Source organism: Streptomyces marispadix, assembly GCF_022524345.1.
Classification (GTDB): domain Bacteria; phylum Actinomycetota; class Actinomycetes; order Streptomycetales; family Streptomycetaceae; genus Streptomyces; species Streptomyces marispadix.
Genome location: NZ_JAKWJU010000002.1, coordinates 4946004 through 4962414, shown reverse-complemented (window position 1 = coordinate 4962414; position 16411 = coordinate 4946004). Strand labels below are relative to the sequence as shown.

Genomic DNA, 16411 nt, shown 5'->3' with positions numbered 1-16411 from the left:
GGGGCGGCCGCGAAGCACGCGGCCGCCCCTCTCACGTCTTCATCCCCGGCGGCGGGGCGCCCCGCCGCCGCGTTCAGCCCGCGGCAGCGTTCAGCCCGCCGCGGGAAGCTTGTCCTCGGGGTGCTGGTCCGGGGCGTTCTCCGGGTGGTGGCAGGCCGCCTCGTGTCCGGGCGCCAGGGAGACCAGCGGCGGCTCGGCCGTCTTGCAGACCTCCGTCGCCTTCCAGCACCTGGTGTGGAACCGGCAGCCACTCGGCGGCTTGATCGGCGAGGGCACATCTCCCTGGAGCAGGATTCGCTCGCGTCCGCCCTCCGCCCTGCGGCGCGGGTCGGGGACCGGTACGGCCGACAGCAACGCCCGTGTGTAGGGGTGCATCGGCGACTCGTAGAGCGACCGCCGGTCGGTCAACTCCACGATCTTGCCGAGGTACATGACCGCGATCCGGTCCGAGACGTGGCGGATCACCGACAGGTCGTGAGCGATGATCACGTAGGTGAGGCCGAGTTCGTCCTGTAGGTCGTCGAGCAGATTGATGACCTGCGCCTGGATCGACACGTCCAGCGCCGAGACCGGCTCGTCCGCCACGACGAGCTTCGGATTGAGGGCCAGCGCGCGGGCGATGCCGATGCGCTGCCGCTGACCGCCGGAGAACTCGTGCGGATAGCGGTTGTAGTGCTCCGGGTTGAGGCCGACGAGGTCCAGCAGCCGCTGCACCTCCTTCTTCACGCCGCCCTCGGGCGTGACGCCCTGGAGCTTGAAGGGGGCGCTGACGATCGCACCGACGGTGTGCCGGGGGTTCAGCGACGAGTACGGGTCCTGGAAGATCATCTGGACGTCGCGCCGCAGCGGACGCATGCCGCTCACGCCGAGGTGCGTGATGTCGCGGCCCTCGAACTCGACGGTCCCGGCGCTCGGTTCGAGCAGCCGCGTGATGAGCCGGCCCATCGTGGACTTGCCGCAGCCGGACTCCCCCACGACGCCCAGGGTCTCCCCCGCGCGTACGTCGAAGTCGATGCCGTCGACCGCTTTGACCGCGCCGACCTGGCGCTTGAGGATTCCCTTGGTGATGGGGAAGTGCTTCTTCAGGCCGGTGACCTTCAGCAGCGACTCCCCGGGCGCCGGGTCGGCCTTGGTCTGCACGGTGCCGGCTGCCGCCTCGGCGCCGTCGCCGGTCGCGCGCTGGGACGGGATCGTCATCTGCTCGTCCTCACTCACAGCTTCGGGGCAATCTCTTCGTTCCAGACGCGGTCCCGGTCGGCCTTGTCCATGTGGCAGGCCGAGAGGTGCCCGCTGCCCAGGTCCCTCAGCTCGGGACGTTCGGTGCGGGTGACATCGCCCTTGGGCACATCCGCGTACGGGCAGCGCGGGTTGAAGGCGCAGCCGGCGGGGATGTTGATCAGGCTGGGCGGCGAGCCCTTGACGGGGATGAGCCGTTCGCTCTGGGCACGGTCGATGCGCGGCATGGAACCCAGCAGGCCCCAGGTGTAGGGGTGCTGCGGCTCGTAGAAGACCTGCTCGGCGGTGCCGTACTCGACGCAGCGGCCCCCGTACATCACGAGGATGTCGTCCGCGAGTTCGGCGACGACGCCCAGGTCGTGGGTGATGATGATGACCGCCGAGCCGAACTCCTTCTGGAGATCGCGGATCAGGTCGAGGATCTGCGCCTGCACGGTGACGTCGAGCGCCGTCGTCGGCTCGTCGGCGATCAGCAGCTCGGGGTTGTTCACCAGGGACATGGCGATCATGGCGCGCTGGCGCATGCCGCCGGAGAACTCGTGCGGATAGCTGTTGACGCGCTGGTCGGGCTGGGGAATGCCGACGCGGTCGAGGAGTTCGACGGCCCGCTTCTTGGCGGACTTCTTGTCCACGTCGTGGTGGACGCGGTACGCCTCGACGATCTGGTGGCCGATGGTGAAGTACGGATGCAGCGCGGACAGCGGGTCCTGGAAGATCATCGCCATCTCACGGCCGCGCAGCCTGCGCACCGAGTCCGGGTCGGCGGAGAGCAGTTCCTGCCCGTCGAGCCAGATCTCACCGGACAGACGTGCCTTCTCCCGCCCGTACTGCCCTACGGTGTGCAGGCCCATGACGCCGAGGGACGTCACGGACTTGCCGGACCCGGACTCGCCGACGATGCCGAGGGTCTTGCCCTTCTCCAGCTTGAAGGAGAGCCCGTCGACGGACTTCACCAGGCCGTCCTCGGTGGGGAAGTGCACGTGCAGATCGCGTACTTCGAGGAACGAACGGGAGGGGCTGCGGTCGGCCACGGGCTCGCCGACCGCCGAGGCACCCGTCTTGTGCGATTCCGTCATGCGAGCCTCACTCGGGGGTCGATCACGCCGTACAGCAGGTCCACGACCAGGTTCGCCACGACGACCGCCGAGGCGGTGATCAGCGTGACGCCGAGGATCAGCGGCAGGTCCTTCTCGCCGATGGCCTTCAGCACGGCCTGGCCGAGGCCCGGAAGGCTGAAGGTGGTCTCGGTGAGGATCGCGCCGCCCATCAGGGCGCCGAGGTCGACGCCGAGGAGGGTGATGACGGGGGTCATCGTGGAGCGCATGGCGTGCTTGCGGATGACGACCGGCTCCGGCACGCCCTTGGCGCGGGCGGTGCGGATGTAGTCCTCGCCCATCACTTCGAGCATGGTGGCCCGGGTGAGCCGGGCGTACATCGCGCCGAAGAGGAACGCCAGAGTCAGCCAGGGCAGGATCATCCCGCTGAACCAGTCGGGGAAGCTCTCCTCCATGGGCGTGTACTCGTTGCTGACGAGGCCCAGCCCGTAGGAGAAGACCGCCAGCGACAGCAGGCCCGTGAAGTAGATCGGCAGCGAGACGCCGCTGAGGGCGAGGCCCATCGCGGCGCGGTCCCAGATGGAGCCGCGGCGCAGCGCCGAGACGACACCGGCGGACAGCCCGATGACGAGCCAGATGATCGCGGCACCGACGGCGAGGCCCAGGGTGACGGGCAGCCGGTCTGCGAGGACCGGCCAGACGGCCTGCTCGGTCTTGAACGAGTAGCCGAAGCAGGGCGCCGAGCAGTGGAGGGTGTCGCCGGCGCTGACGTAGTCGCGGCCGACGAGGACGCCTTTGAAGAAGTCGAAGAGCTGGACGAGGATCGGGTCGTCCAGTCCCAGCTTCTGGCGGATGCCCTCCAGCGCCTCCGCGTCGGCCTGCTTGCCGACGAACATCGTGGCGGGGTCGACACCCGTCCACTTGGGGATCAGGAAGAAGATGCCGAACACCGCCAGCATGACGACGACCAGCATCACGACGACGGCGAACAGCCGCCTGATGAGATAAGTGAGCACTGCTTCCGGCCCGGCAGGGCCCGGTGAACTCGCCTGCTTTCACAGGGAGTTCACCGGGCCACCGCTGCGGCCCTCACCTGCCCTTCGTGACTGGCGGCGGGTGCGCCGACAGGGTCGGACGGATCACTTGACGCCCAGCAGGGCGTAGTCGTAACGGCCGCTCCAGGCGTCTGCCGTGCCGACGTTGGTCAGCCTGCTGGACCGCCAGATGATGTTCTTCTCGAACGTGAAGGGCAGGTAGTAAGCGCCCTTCATGACCTCGGCGTTGATGGCCGCGTACTTCTGGGCCGCCTTGTTCTTGTCGAGTTCGGCGATCGCGTCGGCGAACATCTTGTCGATCTTCGGGTCGTCGATCATGGCGTAGTTGTTGTTGCCGTTGTCCAGGATGTACTTGCTGTGCCACAGCGGCATGCCGTACCCCTGGCCGGACGGGAAGTCCGGGCCCCAGCCCATGATGATGATCCCGTAGTTCTTCTTCTTGACCACGTCGGGGTTGCCGATGATGCCCGTGGTCTGCGCGCCGTCGTACTCGTCGACCTCGGCCTCGATGCCGATCTTCTTCAGCGACGCCTGCATCGCCTCGGCCGAGGCGACCTCGACCTGCTTGTTGTTGCGGACGGCGATGGTGGTCTTGAAGCCGTTCGGCTTGCCGCACTTCTTCAGCTCGGCCTTGGCCTTCTTCACGTCGGCGGCGCCGTCGTTCTTGGCGATGCCGTACGGGTCGAACTTCAGGTCGGAGCCCGGGACGAGGGCCGGCAGCATGTTGGTGCCGATGTCGCCGCCGGCGAGCGGGCCGCCGCGGGCGTTCTGGATCGACTTGTGGTCCGAGCCGTAGATCATCGCCTTGCGGCAGTGGATGTTGTCGAAGGGCTTCACCGTCTGCGGGAAGACCGCGTAGCGGATGTAGCCCGTGCTCGGGTTGTCGATGTTGTCCTTGTGCTCCTTGAGCGCCTTCTGACGGCCTGCCGCCTCCATGCCGGTGGCGTTGATGTCCAGGTCGTAGTCGCCGTTGATCAGACGCTTGTCCATCTCGTCGGCGTTGGTCAGCAGCGTCAGCGTGATCTTGTCAGGGAGCGCCTTGCGGATGTTGTCCGAGGACTTCTTCCACTCGGGGTTGCGGACCAGCGTCAGCTTCTTGTTCGGCGTGTACGACTGGAACTTGTACGGGCCGTTGGAGAAGGGCTTGAGGCCGTACTTGGACTTGGTGTCCTTGTCCTGGCGCACCGGCGCCGCAGCCGGCATCGCGATCATCTGCTCGAAGTCGCCGTTGCGCTTGGGCAGATGGAAGACGATCTTCTTGTCCGTGGGCGTCTCGATGGCGTCGAGGCCCAGCTTGTCCTTGGACTTGTCCTTGTACGGGCCCTTGTACTTGCCGTCCGGGTCGAGCACGTCCTTGAGGTAGATGGGACCGCCGGACAGCACGTCCTGTGCCCACTGCCGCTCGATGCCGTACTTGATGTCCTTGGAGGTGACGGGCTTGCCGTCCTCCCAGGTGATGCCGTCGCGCAGCTCGTAGCTGTAGGTCTTGCCGCCGTCCGTGATCTTCGCCTTGGACTTGGCGAGGTCCGGGACGAGTTCGGAGCTCTCCTTGCCGGCGACGGGCTTGCTCGTCATGAGCGTGCGGCTGTAGTAGCGCATGAAGTCCCAGGCGAACCCGTAGTAGCCGCGCGTGGTGTCCCACGAGTCGGCGTCCTGGGTGCCTATGAACTTCAGCGTGCCGCCCTTCTTGTCGGACGGGTTGGCCAACTTGGCCCTGGCCGCGTTGAATCCGGGCGCCTTGCCGTCTCCGCTGTCGTCACTGCCGCCGCCACCACAGGCCGCGGTGGACAGGAGGGCAGCGACCGCGACGGCCGACGCGGCGATCCTGCGCCTCGATGAGCGTTGGGTTGTCACGATCTGCATCCTCCGGTGTGAGTCACGGCCCGCACTGCTGCGCCGGGCCGGGGTCCAGAACCAGGGCGGGCCTGGCGATGGCTGGTGTGGGGGGTCATCGGGAACCCTTGGGATCGAGCGCGTCACGCACGCCGTCTCCGAAGAGGTTGAAGGAGAGGACGGTGATGAAGATGGCCACACCCGGCACCACCATGAACATCGGGTCCGCCTCGTAGTACCGGACCGCCTGCGAGAGCATCTGCCCCCACGAGGCGGTCGGCGGCTTGACTCCCACGCCCAGGAAGCTGAGTGCCGCCTCGGTGAGGATGTTGGTGGGAATCATCAGCGTCGTGTAGACGGTGATCGGCGCGATCAGGTTGGGCAGCAGCTCCTTGAAGAGGATGTAGCGCCGCCCGGCGCCGAGACTGCGCGCCGCCTCCACGTACTCACGCTCGCGGAGCGAGAGGGTCTGGCCGCGGACGATGCGGCCGATGTACGGCCAGCCGAAGAAGCCGATCACGAGGATCATCACGGTCAGCCGTACTCCCGTCCCCGTCAGCCCGAACATCTCGTTCGGCACCACGGAGATCAGGGAGATGATGAACAGAAGCTGCGGGAAGGCCAGCAGCATGTCCATCACGCGGCTGATGGCCGCGTCCAGCCAGCCGCCGAAGTAGCCCGCGAGAGCGCCCAGTACGGTGCCGACGACCACGGCGACCACCGCGGAGAGGAAGCCGACGAGCAGCGAGACGCGCGCTCCGTAGACGATGCGGCTGAAGATGTCGCGTCCGTTGCCGGGCTCCACGCCGAGGAGATGGTCGGCGCTGATGCCGCCGAGGGCGCCCTTCGGCGTCTGGAAGAGCGGGTCGATGGCGCTCTCGTTGTGCTGGTCCGGCGGGTGCCCCAGCAGGCTGACGATGATCGGCGCGCACACCGCGACCACGATCAGCAGAAGGACCACCGCGCCGCCGGAGAGCGCCACCTTGTCGCGCTTGAGGCGGTTCCAGGCGATCCGTCCGAGAGAACGCCCCTCGATGGACTTGCTGTTCGTGCCGTCACCGAGAGCAGGATCGACAGGCGCGGTCTCCGCGGTCGTGTCGTGCAGTGGTGCCGTCATCGTGGGGGAACCCTCTCTCGGCCGGGGGGTGACCAGCCACGTCCGCCGCTGTAGCGGCCAGTTCGCAGGTAACGCGTTCACAAGGCCGAGTGGCCTCGACGGTCGGGAGTCTTCATCGGGCCCGCGATCACCCGCCAGTCCCCATGTGGAAAGGATGCCTAACTGTGATGTGGCGCGTCAGATTCCGTTATACGAACGGGAGCCGACGACTATCGGAATTCTGTCAATGCGCGTGGACAACCGCCCACCTGCGGTTCCTTGCGCCAAGCTCCCCCGGCGCGGGGCGGGTTGGCAGCCGACCGGCCGGACGGCCAGGAAACAGCAGTACGGGCGCGTGCCGAACGGGAGCGCCCCGCCCGCCGGTTGTACGGCGTGCGGGGCCGGGCCGAGGCAGGACTCGGCCCGGACGCGCCGAAGTCGCGTGCGTCCGCTGCGAGTCGGGCCGGGTTCCGGTCGTGGTCCGCGGTCCGCGTTCCCCAGTCCGCAGCCGAGGTCGCAGTCCGTGCTCCGCGGGCCGTGGTCCGCGTGGTCAGGTGCGCGGATAGCCGTAGCCGTGCTGCGGCCCGGCGTGCGCCGTCGACACGTCACGGTCGAAGAACGGCCGCGAATTGCGCCGGAGCCACATCGCCACCGGGTCGTAGTCGTCGGACATCGAGACGCTGGAGACCGGCAGCCCCTCCGGAACGGCCGCCACGGACTGACGCATCATCTGCTGCGCCGACTCGACCGCCTGCTGCCCCGTGTCGTAGAGATCCAGGCCGATCGCGAGATATCCGGCGCCCAGCGCGGGCTGCACCCAGGCGCGGCGCAGCGAGCGCACGGCCGGGGTGCTGTGTGCGTTCTGGCTGAGCAGGGCGTAGAACTGCGCGACGTCCAGGCTCGGTTCACTGATGCGCAGCGGCCCGGCGGGCAACTGGTCCAGGCCCAGGGCGATGCGCCGCAGATCGAGCCATGGGATGCCGACGCCGCCGCCGGGAGCGTGCGGGTTGAGCCAGATGCCCCAGCGCTCGGGGAAGAGCGCCGCCGCGATCTCGCGGCCGGTGACGATCTCGTGCGACCGGTCCCAGCCGGAGGCGGCCAGCTCCTGGGCGGAGGTCACACAAGGCGCGTAGCCGTACCCGCCGACCTCCATGTTTCCGTACTGGGCGTCGGGCGCGCCCGGGCGGCCGTTCCACAGCAGCATCCACACTTCGCCGTCGGTGAGCGCATCGAGCAGCGCCTCATAGGTGTCGTACCTCCCCGGCGACACCTGCCCCAGCCGCTGCTCGACGCCTGCACCCGCGCTCACCTGGCCGCCCTTCCTGCGTAGCCGCTCCCGCGCCTCACCGGCCTCCCCCAGAGCCTGCGGCCTGGGTGGGGGTCCCCCCAGCGCAGCGAGGGGGAATGCCCCCAAGCGGCACGGCCGGTGAGGGAGCGGTATTCCACCATGATCCGAACCGGGCCCGCGAACGCGGCCCTCCCCGTTGTCCCCGTCATCAAACCAGCTTAAGAGCAGGCACCGACACGGTACGTCGTGCTGAAGCGCTACATCCTGGGGCGGATTCTGCCCGGGACGCTCCGACCGGGGTGCGGGCGGGGCCGGGCCGGTCGCGGTGTGACGCCGGACCGGCCGAGGCGGTACAGGACGCGTCCCGGGCCTAGTCGCGGGTGTAGAAGGGCCGCACGCAGTGGCGCATCCAGTCCACGACGGGGTCCTGCGCCGCGTCCATCAGCACGAGTTGTACGAGCCAGTCGACCGGGACCTGGCCCAGGGCGCGTGCGAGCGCGTCGTGTGCGGCCTGGCGGATCTGCGGGTCGAGCTGGTCCAGCTCGATGCCTACGAAGAGCGCGGGCGGGTCGCCCTCGGAGCTGGCGAGCGCGCGCCGTGCCGTACGCAGCCACGGCAGCGCGGAGAACTCCCCGGCCGCGGCGGCGAGGAAGTCGACCGGCTCGTCCTGCCAGTCGGGTTCGAAGAGCCGCACCCGAGCGCCCCGCGCCACGCCCCAAGCCGCTTGCTCAGCAGGGGTGTTGGCGCACAGCTCGGCGACCGCCTCGGGCGGCAGCGGCATGCCGACCGTGCCCTCCGGGTTGACGGCGATGCCGACCTGCGGCGGCAGGCCCCGGGCGAACTCCCGGGCAGGCGCGACCGTGAAGGACATATGGGTGCCCACCACATGCAGGAACTGCTGCTCGGAGCTGAAGACGGGCACGTACACCTGGCCGTCCAACTCCACGGTGGGCAGGTCGAGATCGGGGCTGTTGGGCCCTCCGCCCTCGGGCAGCGGCACCCAGACGCTGCTGCGGCCCAGCACCTCCAGCAGCCGGGCGCCCGCGCCGGGCACTTCGAGGGAGGCGGCGAGGGCCTCCTCCAGCTCGTTGCCGGGCCAGCCTCCGCCGTGGCCCGGTCCGTACTGCTGAGGAATGGTCATGACGGCAACCCTAGTGCGGTGGTCACAGCGGGTCGCGGCCGGTCCCGCCGTAGATCGTCGGTCCGCTGGGCGGACGGCCCCGCTCCCAGGAAGCGCGGGCGTGCGCACGCCGGGACACCGCCCGACCGGGTCCGGCGGCCCCGCCGGTCGCCGGTCACCGGTCTCCGCGAGGTCCGCCGGTCTCCGCGAGGTCCGTCGGTCGCCGCGCGGTCCGTCGGTCGCCGCGAGGTCCGTCGGTCGCCGCGCGGTCCGCTAGTCGAAGGCCATTCCCGCGAGCGCTCCCGCGGCGCCCCGGTCGAGGAGCACAACCGACTCGATGCCCCGGGGCAGTCGCCCGGACTCTGCGTCCGCGATCAGCCGCCGTACGGCCCGGCGGTGGCGCATGAACGCGTAGTCGGACACCGTGCGTCCGCGTTCGGCCTGGCTGCGCAGCGCGGTCTCGGGCGGCACGTCGAGGAGGACGAGATGGAGCGCGCGTCCGCGTCGGCGGGCGTCGCGGGCGAGCCAGTTGCGCACCCATGCCTGGCTGCCGCAGTCGTGTACGACGACGCTCGCGCCGGAGGCCAGCGCGCGCCGCAGACCCGTGTAGTGCGCTATGCGGACGAGCGGACGGTAGACGGCGTACGGCAGCAGGCGCGGCAGCGCGGCGGCCCACCGCTCGCGTACGTCCTGGGAGTCGATGCGGCACACGGCGTCCTCAAGGGCGAGCACGCGGCGGATCAGGGTCGACTTGCCGCTGCCGGGCAGGCCGGAGACGACGACGCGGTCGCCGGTGGGGAAGCGCAGCGTGCGGCGCGTGACGGTGCCGCGAAGGTCCTCCCGCAGTACGGAACCGCCGTCGGCGGCCGGGAGCCGGGCGGCCGTGGCGGAGACCGGGACGGGGGCGGGGGCGACAGCGGGGCCGGTAGACGTGCCGTCAGGCGTGCCAGGAGCCGCGTCGGCTACGGGAGTTGAGCCGGCACCGGAGGCCGGGCCGTGAGCCGCGCCGGCGCCGGGAGCACCAGGTTCCGCGGCGGGCCTCGGAACGACCGGCTCCGCGGCGGCGGGCCCCTGAGTCCTCGGATCGGCGGCTCCTTGGGCGGCTGATTCCGCCGGGGCACGCGCAGTCGCGGGCGCACGGGCCGACGCGCCGGCGTCTCTGCGCTGACCGGAGGCCGGATACCCCCGGCCCGTCACGGTCGCGTACGCACTGCGCAGGCTGCCCACCTGATCGCCCTCCCCGGATAAGGCCGCCGTCCGGCGGCTCGCCCCTGAGAGTGTCAAGAAATGGTAATGCGCAGCAAGGCGGCATCCTCCCCGCCGGTCGAACGCACCGTCGACGCCCCCGTTCCTCCGTGCCATGATGAGCGGGCCAGCCAGTCAACTGCATAACGGCCGTTTGAATCCACGCGGGAGAGTCCCCGGCCGCGCGCAGCGCGCGGGCACGCACGGGGCGCCGAAGGAGCAAGTCCTCCCTTGAATCTCTCAGGCACCGATACCGCGCAGGACGAGGCAGATCTGAAAAGCGGGCCGCCCGGGTGCGGTCCCACCCACGGTGCAAGCCGCCGCCCGTGCACGAGGGCTCGTGGCGAACCTCTCAGGTTCCGATGACAGATGGGGAGGACATCCGCGTCACCGAGTCTCGGGAGCCTGACATGAGCGACATTCACAGCGATGCCACCGGCGAGGGTTCCGGCGGCGGCCCCCGCACCACCGCACTGGACGCCGTGCACCGCGCCCTCGGCGCGACGATGACCGACTTCGCCGGCTGGGACATGCCGCTGCGCTACGGCAGCGAGCGCGACGAGCACGTAGCCGTACGCACGCGTGCGGGCCTCTTCGACCTGTCCCACATGGGCGAGATCACCGTCGCCGGGCCGCAGGCGGGCGAGCTGCTGGACTACGCGCTGGTCGGCAGCCTCTCGCGGCTGGCCGTGGGCCGCGCCCGCTACACCATGATCTGCGACGCCTCGGGCGGCATCCTCGACGACCTGATCGTGTACCGCACCGGCGAGGAGACGTATATGGTCGTCGCCAACGCCGCCAACGCGCAGACCGTGCTGGACGCCCTGCGCGAGCGCGGCAGCGGCTTCGCCGACGCTCAGGTGCGTGACGACCGCGACTCCTACGCGCTGATCGCCGTGCAGGGCCCGGAGGCGGCGGCCATTCTCTCGGGGAAGCACAGCCTCAAGGGCCTCACGGACGCCGACCTGGACGGGCTGAAGTACTACGCCGGGCTGCCTGGCGAGGTCGCCGGGTGTGAAGCGCTCATCGCCCGTACCGGATACACCGGCGAGGACGGCTTCGAGCTGTTCGTCTCCCCCGCCGACGCCGTGACCGTATGGGAGGCGCTCACCGAGGCGGGCAAGCCCGCGGGTCTCGTGCCGTGCGGGCTGAGCTGCCGCGACACCCTGCGCCTCGAGGCGGGCATGCCGCTGTACGGGCACGAACTCACCACGCGTACAACGCCGTTCGACGCGGGCATGGGCCGGATCGTGAAGTTCGGGAAGAGCACGAACGACGGTGCCTTCGTCGGGCGTGAGCCGCTGGAGGCCGCCGCCGCGCAGGCCGAGGAGGCGCCGCCGCGCAAGCTCGTGGGGCTGATCGCCGAGGGCCGCCGGGTGCCGCGTGCCGGGTACGAGGTGGTCTCGGCGGACGGTTCGGTGATCGGCGAGGTCACCTCTGGAGCGCCCTCGCCGACGCTGGGCAAGCCGATCGCCATCGCCTACGTCGACCCCGCGTACGCCGAGCCCGGCACCGAGGGCGTCGCGGTCGACATCCGCGGCAGGCACGAGCCTTACGAAGTCGTGGCGCTCCCGTTCTACAAGCGGCAGCGCTGACCCGCCCGTTGATGCCCGTGTCCGTCAGTCCGTTCGTCCATCAGTCCGTCGACCGTCCGTCGATCCGTCCGTTCGGAGGGCGGGGCGGGCAGCCGGAAGTGCCCTCGGCGCTCCGGGGCCCGTGCCTGCCGCCGTGCCGTCCGTCCCACTGACCAAGACTGATTCCCCCCGTACCCCTCTCATCCAGGAGAATCGCAACATGAGCAACCCGCAGCAGCTTCGTTACAGCAAGGAGCACGAGTGGCTGTCGGACGCCGAGGACGGCGTCTCGACGGTCGGGATCACCGCGCACGCAGCCGAAGCGCTCGGCGATGTCGTCTTCGTGCAGCTCCCCGAGACCGGGGATGCGGTCACCGCGGGCGAGCCCTGCGGCGAGCTGGAGTCGACGAAGTCGGTCAGCGACCTGTACTCACCGGTCTCCGGCGAGATCACGGAGGTCAACCAGGACGTCGTGGACGACCCGGCGCTGGTCAACTCCGCGCCGTTCGAGGGCGGCTGGCTGTTCAAGGTCCGTGTCTCGGACGAGCCGCAGGGCCTGCTGTCCGCCGAGGAGTACACCTCGTTCACCTCCGGAAGCTGACTCCCGGCTCAGCAGCACCCTCGCCGGGTCCGCACCGGGCCCGCTCGCCGGGACCCGGCGCCCGCGCCACGTACAGCAACGCCGAAGCCCGTATGTCCGCCAATGTGCCCGACCGGCCTGCCACCAGGGATGGTTCCATGTCGCTTCTCAACAGCTCTCTCCACGAGGTGGACCCGGACGTCGCCGCCGCCGTCGACGCCGAACTCCACCGCCAGCAGTCCACCCTCGAGATGATCGCGTCGGAGAACTTCGCCCCCGTGGCGTCCCTGGAGGCCCAGGGCTCCGTCCTCACCAACAAGTACGCCGAGGGCTACCCGGGGCGCCGCTACTACGGCGGCTGCGAACACGTCGACGTCATCGAGAACATCGCCCGCCAGCGCATCAAGGACCTCTTCGGCGCGGACGCGGCGAACGTACAGCCGCACTCCGGCGCCTCCGCGAACGCCGCCGCGATGTTCGCCCTGCTCAAGCCAGGCGACACGATCATGGGCCTGGACCTGGCACACGGCGGCCATCTCACACACGGGATGAAGATCAACTTCTCGGGCAAGCTCTACAACGTCGTCGCCTACCGCGTCGACGAGGAGACCAGCCAGGTCGACATGGAAGAGGTGGCACGGCTGGCCCGTGAGCACCGCCCGCAGATGATCATCGCGGGCTGGTCCGCGTATCCCCGGCAGCTCGACTTCGCCGCCTTCCGCCGCGTCGCGGACGAGGTCGGCGCGCTGCTCATGGTCGACATGGCGCACTTCGCGGGGCTGGTCGCGGCGGGGCTGCACCCCTCGCCCGTCCCGTACGCGGACGTGGTCACCACCACCACGCACAAGACCCTCGGCGGCCCGCGCGGCGGCGTGATCCTCTCCAAGAAGGAGCACGCCAAGAAGATCAACTCTGCGGTCTTCCCCGGTCAGCAGGGCGGCCCGCTGGAACACGTCATCGCCGCGAAGGCGGTCTCGTTCAAGATCGCGGCGTCCGAGGAGTTCAAGGAGCGCCAGCAGCGCACCCTGACCGGTGCCCGGCTGCTCGCCGAGCGTCTGCTTCAGCCCGACGCGGTGGAGGCGGGCGTGTCCGTCCTCTCGGGCGGCACGGACGTCCATCTGATCCTCGTGGACCTGCGCAACAGCGAACTGGACGGGCAGCAGGCCGAGGACCGGCTGCACGAGATCGGCATCACCGTCAACCGCAACGCGGTGCCGAACGACCCGCGCCCGCCCATGGTCACCTCCGGACTGCGCATCGGCACGCCCGCGCTCGCCACCCGCGGCTTCCAGGAGGAGGATTTCCGCGAGGTCGCCGACGTCATCGCCGAGGCGCTGCTGCCCGGCTTCGACGAGGACAAGGCGAAGTCACTGAGCGCCCGCGTCACCGCGCTCACCGAGAAGCACCCCCTCTACCCGGGCCTGGGTTCGTAGACCAGGCCCCTGTGCCGCGGCGCGGGACCTCCGCGCCGCGGCGGCACGGCCACCGCACGGAAAGGAGGCGCCTGTCATGGCGGTCTCCGTCTTCGACCTCTTCTCGATCGGCATCGGCCCGTCCAGCTCCCATACGGTCGGCCCGATGCGCGCAGCCCGCATGTTCGCCCGCCGTCTGAAGAACGAGGGCGTGCTGGCCCACACCGCGTCCGTAAAGGCCGAGCTGTACGGCTCGCTGGGCGCGACCGGCCATGGGCACGGCACCGCCAAGGCAGTACTGCTGGGTCTGGAGGGCGAGTCGCCGCGCACCGTGGACGTCGAGAACGCCGACGACAGAGCGGCCCGTATCCGCTCGTCGAAGCGGCTGCGGCTGCTCGCCGCCGACATAGGGGACGCCCACGAGATCGACTTCGACGAGGCGTCCGAGCTGGTACTCCACCGCCGCCGCTCGCTGCCGCACCACGCGAACGGGATGACGCTCCACGCCTACGACGCCTCCGGCGCCCCGCTGCTGGAGAAGACGTACTACTCCGTGGGCGGAGGCTTCGTCGTCGACGAGACGGTGCTCGGTGAGGGGGAGGCGGGCGAGGCCCGTATCAAGCCCGACGACACCGTGCTGAAGCACTCGTTCCGTACGGGCGACGAACTGCTGAGGCTCACCCGGGAGACCGGGCTTTCCGTCTCCGAGCTGATGCTCCAGAACGAGCGGGCCTGGCGCTCGGAGGCGGAGATCCGCGACGGCCTGCTGGAGATCTGGGAGGTGATGCGGGCGTGCGTGGCACGCGGATTGAGCCGTGAGGGCATCCTGCCGGGTGGTCTGAAGGTGCGCCGCAGGGCGGCGACGGCCGCACGCCAGCTCAGGTCCGAGGGCGACCGCGCGGCGCACGCCACGGAGTGGCTGACGCTGTGGGCGATGGCGGTGAACGAGGAGAACGCGGCGGGCGGCCGCGTCGTCACCGCGCCCACCAACGGGGCGGCGGGCATCATCCCGGCGGTGCTGCACTACTACACCGAGTTCGTGCCGGGTGCCGACGAGGACGGGGTCGTACGTTTCCTGCTGGCGGCGGGGGCGATCGGGCTGCTGTTCAAGGAGAACGCCTCGATCTCCGGCGCGGAGGTCGGCTGCCAGGGAGAAGTCGGCTCGGCGTGCTCCATGGCGGCGGGCGGCCTGGCCGAGGTGCTGGGCGGCGGCCCGGAGAAGGTGGAGAACGCGGCGGAGATCGGCATCGAGCACAATCTGGGGCTCACCTGCGATCCGATCGGCGGGCTCGTCCAGATCCCGTGCATCGAGCGCAACGGCATGGCCGCGGTGAAGGCCGTCACGGCCGCCCGCATGGCGCTGCGGGGCGACGGGCGGCACCACGTGTCGCTCGACAAGGCCATCAAGACGATGAAGGACACCGGCGCGGACATGAAGGTCAAGTACAAGGAGACGGCGCGGGGCGGACTCGCGGTCAACGTCATCGAGTGCTGAGCGCGGGGGCCGGTGCCGTAAGGGGTGCCGGTGGCGGTGCCGTAGAGGGTGCCGGTGGCGGTGTCGCCGATGCCGCGGACCGCCGCCGAGTCCCGCGCCCCCTGCGTGAGATCTCACACACGACGCCCCGGCCCTGCCCCTGACGCCTCGCCCGTGGCGCATCCGGCGAAAGCTTCCGGCCACCCGCCGCACGCCCCCGTAAAGTCCCTTGCGCGCCGTTCCGACCGCTCCGCCCCCTGCTGCGGCATCGGCCTCGCCGCTACCGTTTCGCGCCGATGCGCCGGATACGGCGATCCCTCGTCCGAGGCACGTAAGGCCAGGTCACAGGGGTCATGATCGGCAAGATCCCGGGGCGTGCCCGCAGCGGCCCGATCCATGGGTACGGTGGTCCCCGCGAGGTCGCGCCGTCCCCGTCGCAGCCCCTCCCTCATGCCGCTGAAGGCGCTGCGTTCCTGGCCGGTCTCGAGCCCTTGACGTCCCCGAGAGGCAAAGAGCGTTGACGAGCGAGACCGGCGTGATGCTGCGTGAGTTCCTTCGATCACCCGCCGACATCGGTGCTGTGGCCCCCAGTTCCTCCAGACTCGCCGAAGCGGTGACGGCGCCCGTACCGGAACTCGGTGATCCGGTGGTGGTCGAACTAGGGCCCGGTACCGGGGCGTTCACCAGCGCCATCGAGGAACAGCTCGCCGGACGCGGCCATCAGCTCGCCGTCGAGATGAACCCGCGGCTGGCGGAGCAGTTGCGTAGCCGCTGCCGTCGCGTGGAGGTGCTGAACGCCGACGCCTCGACACTGCCGCGCCTGCTCGCCGAGCGCGGTCTGGAGAAGGCTGACGTGGTCGTCAGCGGTCTGCCCTGGGCGTCCTTCTCACCGCAGGTGCAGAACGAGATCCTCAGTGCCGTGAGCCGGGTGCTCGCACCGGGGGGCGCGTTCACGACCTTCGGCTATGTGCACGCCATGCGGCTCGCCTCGGCGCTGCGCTTCCGGGAACTGCTGTGCACGACGTTCGAGGAGGTCGTCCTCGGCCGTACGGTGTGGCGCAATCTGCCGCCGGCGCTGGTCTACCACGCACGCCGCCCGCGGACGCAGGCGTCCCGTAGCGTCGCCATGGTGCCCTCCCGGCGTCAGCCTGCGGGCGTGTCCGATCCAACGTCCGTGCACTGATACGGCGTTCGCACCGGGAGCGCCGTGGTCGGCCCACGGCGCCCGTTGCACGACCGGGCGACTGGGCGCTGAACTGCCCGCCCCTGCCCGCCCTTTCGGCCGCTTTGCCGCCGTTTTCGACGCTTCCCGCTTCTGTGAGGGAATCGCAGCGGTGTGGCGGGGGGAGCGTGAAGGGCTCCCCGCCGCGCCTCGATCACACTTCAGTCCCAACTACCCGCGTAGCGACGGGACTTGGTCTGGTCCGACGGAAGCGGAACGGG

General features: G+C 70.1%; 13 protein-coding genes and 1 riboswitch. Of the genes, 5 read left to right on the top strand and 8 right to left on the bottom strand.

What is annotated here, in order from left to right:
• Positions 1 to 90: 90 nt before the first annotated feature.
• From MMA15_RS20840 to MMA15_RS20805, 8 genes are all read right to left on the bottom strand, one after another.
• Positions 91 to 1197 carry an ABC transporter ATP-binding protein gene (locus MMA15_RS20840; protein ID WP_241061654.1) on the bottom strand — a complete coding sequence of 369 codons (1107 nt, stop codon included), beginning with the start codon at positions 1195 to 1197 and terminating at the stop codon, positions 91 to 93.
• Positions 1198 to 1211: 14 nt separating this feature from the next.
• A complete protein-coding gene (locus tag MMA15_RS20835) occupies positions 1212 to 2312 on the bottom strand; it encodes an ABC transporter ATP-binding protein (RefSeq protein ID WP_241061653.1) in 1101 nt (366 codons plus the stop codon).
• Positions 2309 to 3307 (bottom strand): ABC transporter permease, encoded by a 999-nt coding sequence (locus tag MMA15_RS20830; protein ID WP_241061652.1) that lies wholly within the window; start codon positions 3305 to 3307, stop codon positions 2309 to 2311. Before MMA15_RS20830 ends, MMA15_RS20835 begins: the two co-directional genes overlap by 4 nt.
• 123 nt (positions 3308 to 3430) lie before the next feature.
• Positions 3431 to 5200, bottom strand: a complete 1770-nt coding sequence (locus tag MMA15_RS20825) for an ABC transporter substrate-binding protein (RefSeq protein ID WP_241061651.1) — start codon at positions 5198 to 5200, stop codon at positions 3431 to 3433.
• Between the two features lie 94 nt (positions 5201 to 5294).
• Entirely contained in the window at positions 5295 to 6296 is a 1002-nt protein-coding gene (locus tag MMA15_RS20820; RefSeq protein ID WP_241061650.1) for an ABC transporter permease, read from the bottom strand.
• Positions 6297 to 6825: 529 nt separating this feature from the next.
• Complete coding sequence (locus MMA15_RS20815) at positions 6826 to 7584, bottom strand: enhanced serine sensitivity protein SseB C-terminal domain-containing protein (RefSeq protein WP_241061649.1); 759 nt, start codon at positions 7582 to 7584, stop codon at positions 6826 to 6828.
• A 349-nt stretch (positions 7585 to 7933) separates the two neighbouring features.
• Positions 7934 to 8704 carry an enhanced serine sensitivity protein SseB gene (locus MMA15_RS20810; protein ID WP_241061648.1) on the bottom strand — a complete coding sequence of 257 codons (771 nt, stop codon included), beginning with the start codon at positions 8702 to 8704 and terminating at the stop codon, positions 7934 to 7936.
• A 252-nt stretch (positions 8705 to 8956) separates the two neighbouring features.
• Positions 8957 to 9529 carry an AAA family ATPase gene (locus MMA15_RS20805; RefSeq protein ID WP_241063334.1) on the bottom strand — a complete coding sequence of 191 codons (573 nt, stop codon included), beginning with the start codon at positions 9527 to 9529 and terminating at the stop codon, positions 8957 to 8959.
• 554 nt (positions 9530 to 10083) lie between these two features.
• A riboswitch (glycine riboswitch) is annotated at positions 10084 to 10194 on the top strand.
• A gap of 144 nt (positions 10195 to 10338) precedes the next feature.
• On the opposite strand from MMA15_RS20805, the gene gcvT reads away from it, so the two are divergent.
• The 5 genes from gcvT to MMA15_RS20780 all read left to right on the top strand — a co-directional run bounded on the left by gcvT (position 10339) and on the right by MMA15_RS20780 (position 16151).
• Complete coding sequence (gene gcvT, locus MMA15_RS20800) at positions 10339 to 11523, top strand: glycine cleavage system aminomethyltransferase GcvT (protein WP_241061647.1); 1185 nt, start codon at positions 10339 to 10341, stop codon at positions 11521 to 11523.
• Positions 11524 to 11722: 199 nt separating this feature from the next.
• Complete coding sequence (gene gcvH, locus MMA15_RS20795; RefSeq protein ID WP_241061646.1) at positions 11723 to 12103, top strand: glycine cleavage system protein GcvH; 381 nt, start codon at positions 11723 to 11725, stop codon at positions 12101 to 12103.
• A 137-nt stretch (positions 12104 to 12240) separates the two neighbouring features.
• Positions 12241 to 13515 (top strand): serine hydroxymethyltransferase, encoded by a 1275-nt coding sequence (glyA, locus tag MMA15_RS20790; RefSeq protein ID WP_241061645.1) that lies wholly within the window; start codon positions 12241 to 12243, stop codon positions 13513 to 13515.
• Positions 13516 to 13591: 76 nt separating this feature from the next.
• The gene (locus MMA15_RS20785; protein ID WP_241061644.1) at positions 13592 to 14989 is read left to right on the top strand and encodes an L-serine ammonia-lyase; all 1398 of its coding nucleotides are present in this window, start codon (positions 13592 to 13594) and stop codon (positions 14987 to 14989) included.
• Between the two features lie 496 nt (positions 14990 to 15485).
• Positions 15486 to 16151, top strand: coding sequence for a class I SAM-dependent methyltransferase (locus MMA15_RS20780; protein ID WP_241061643.1), 666 nt, complete (start codon positions 15486 to 15488; stop codon positions 16149 to 16151).
• Positions 16152 to 16411: the final 260 nt, after the last annotated feature.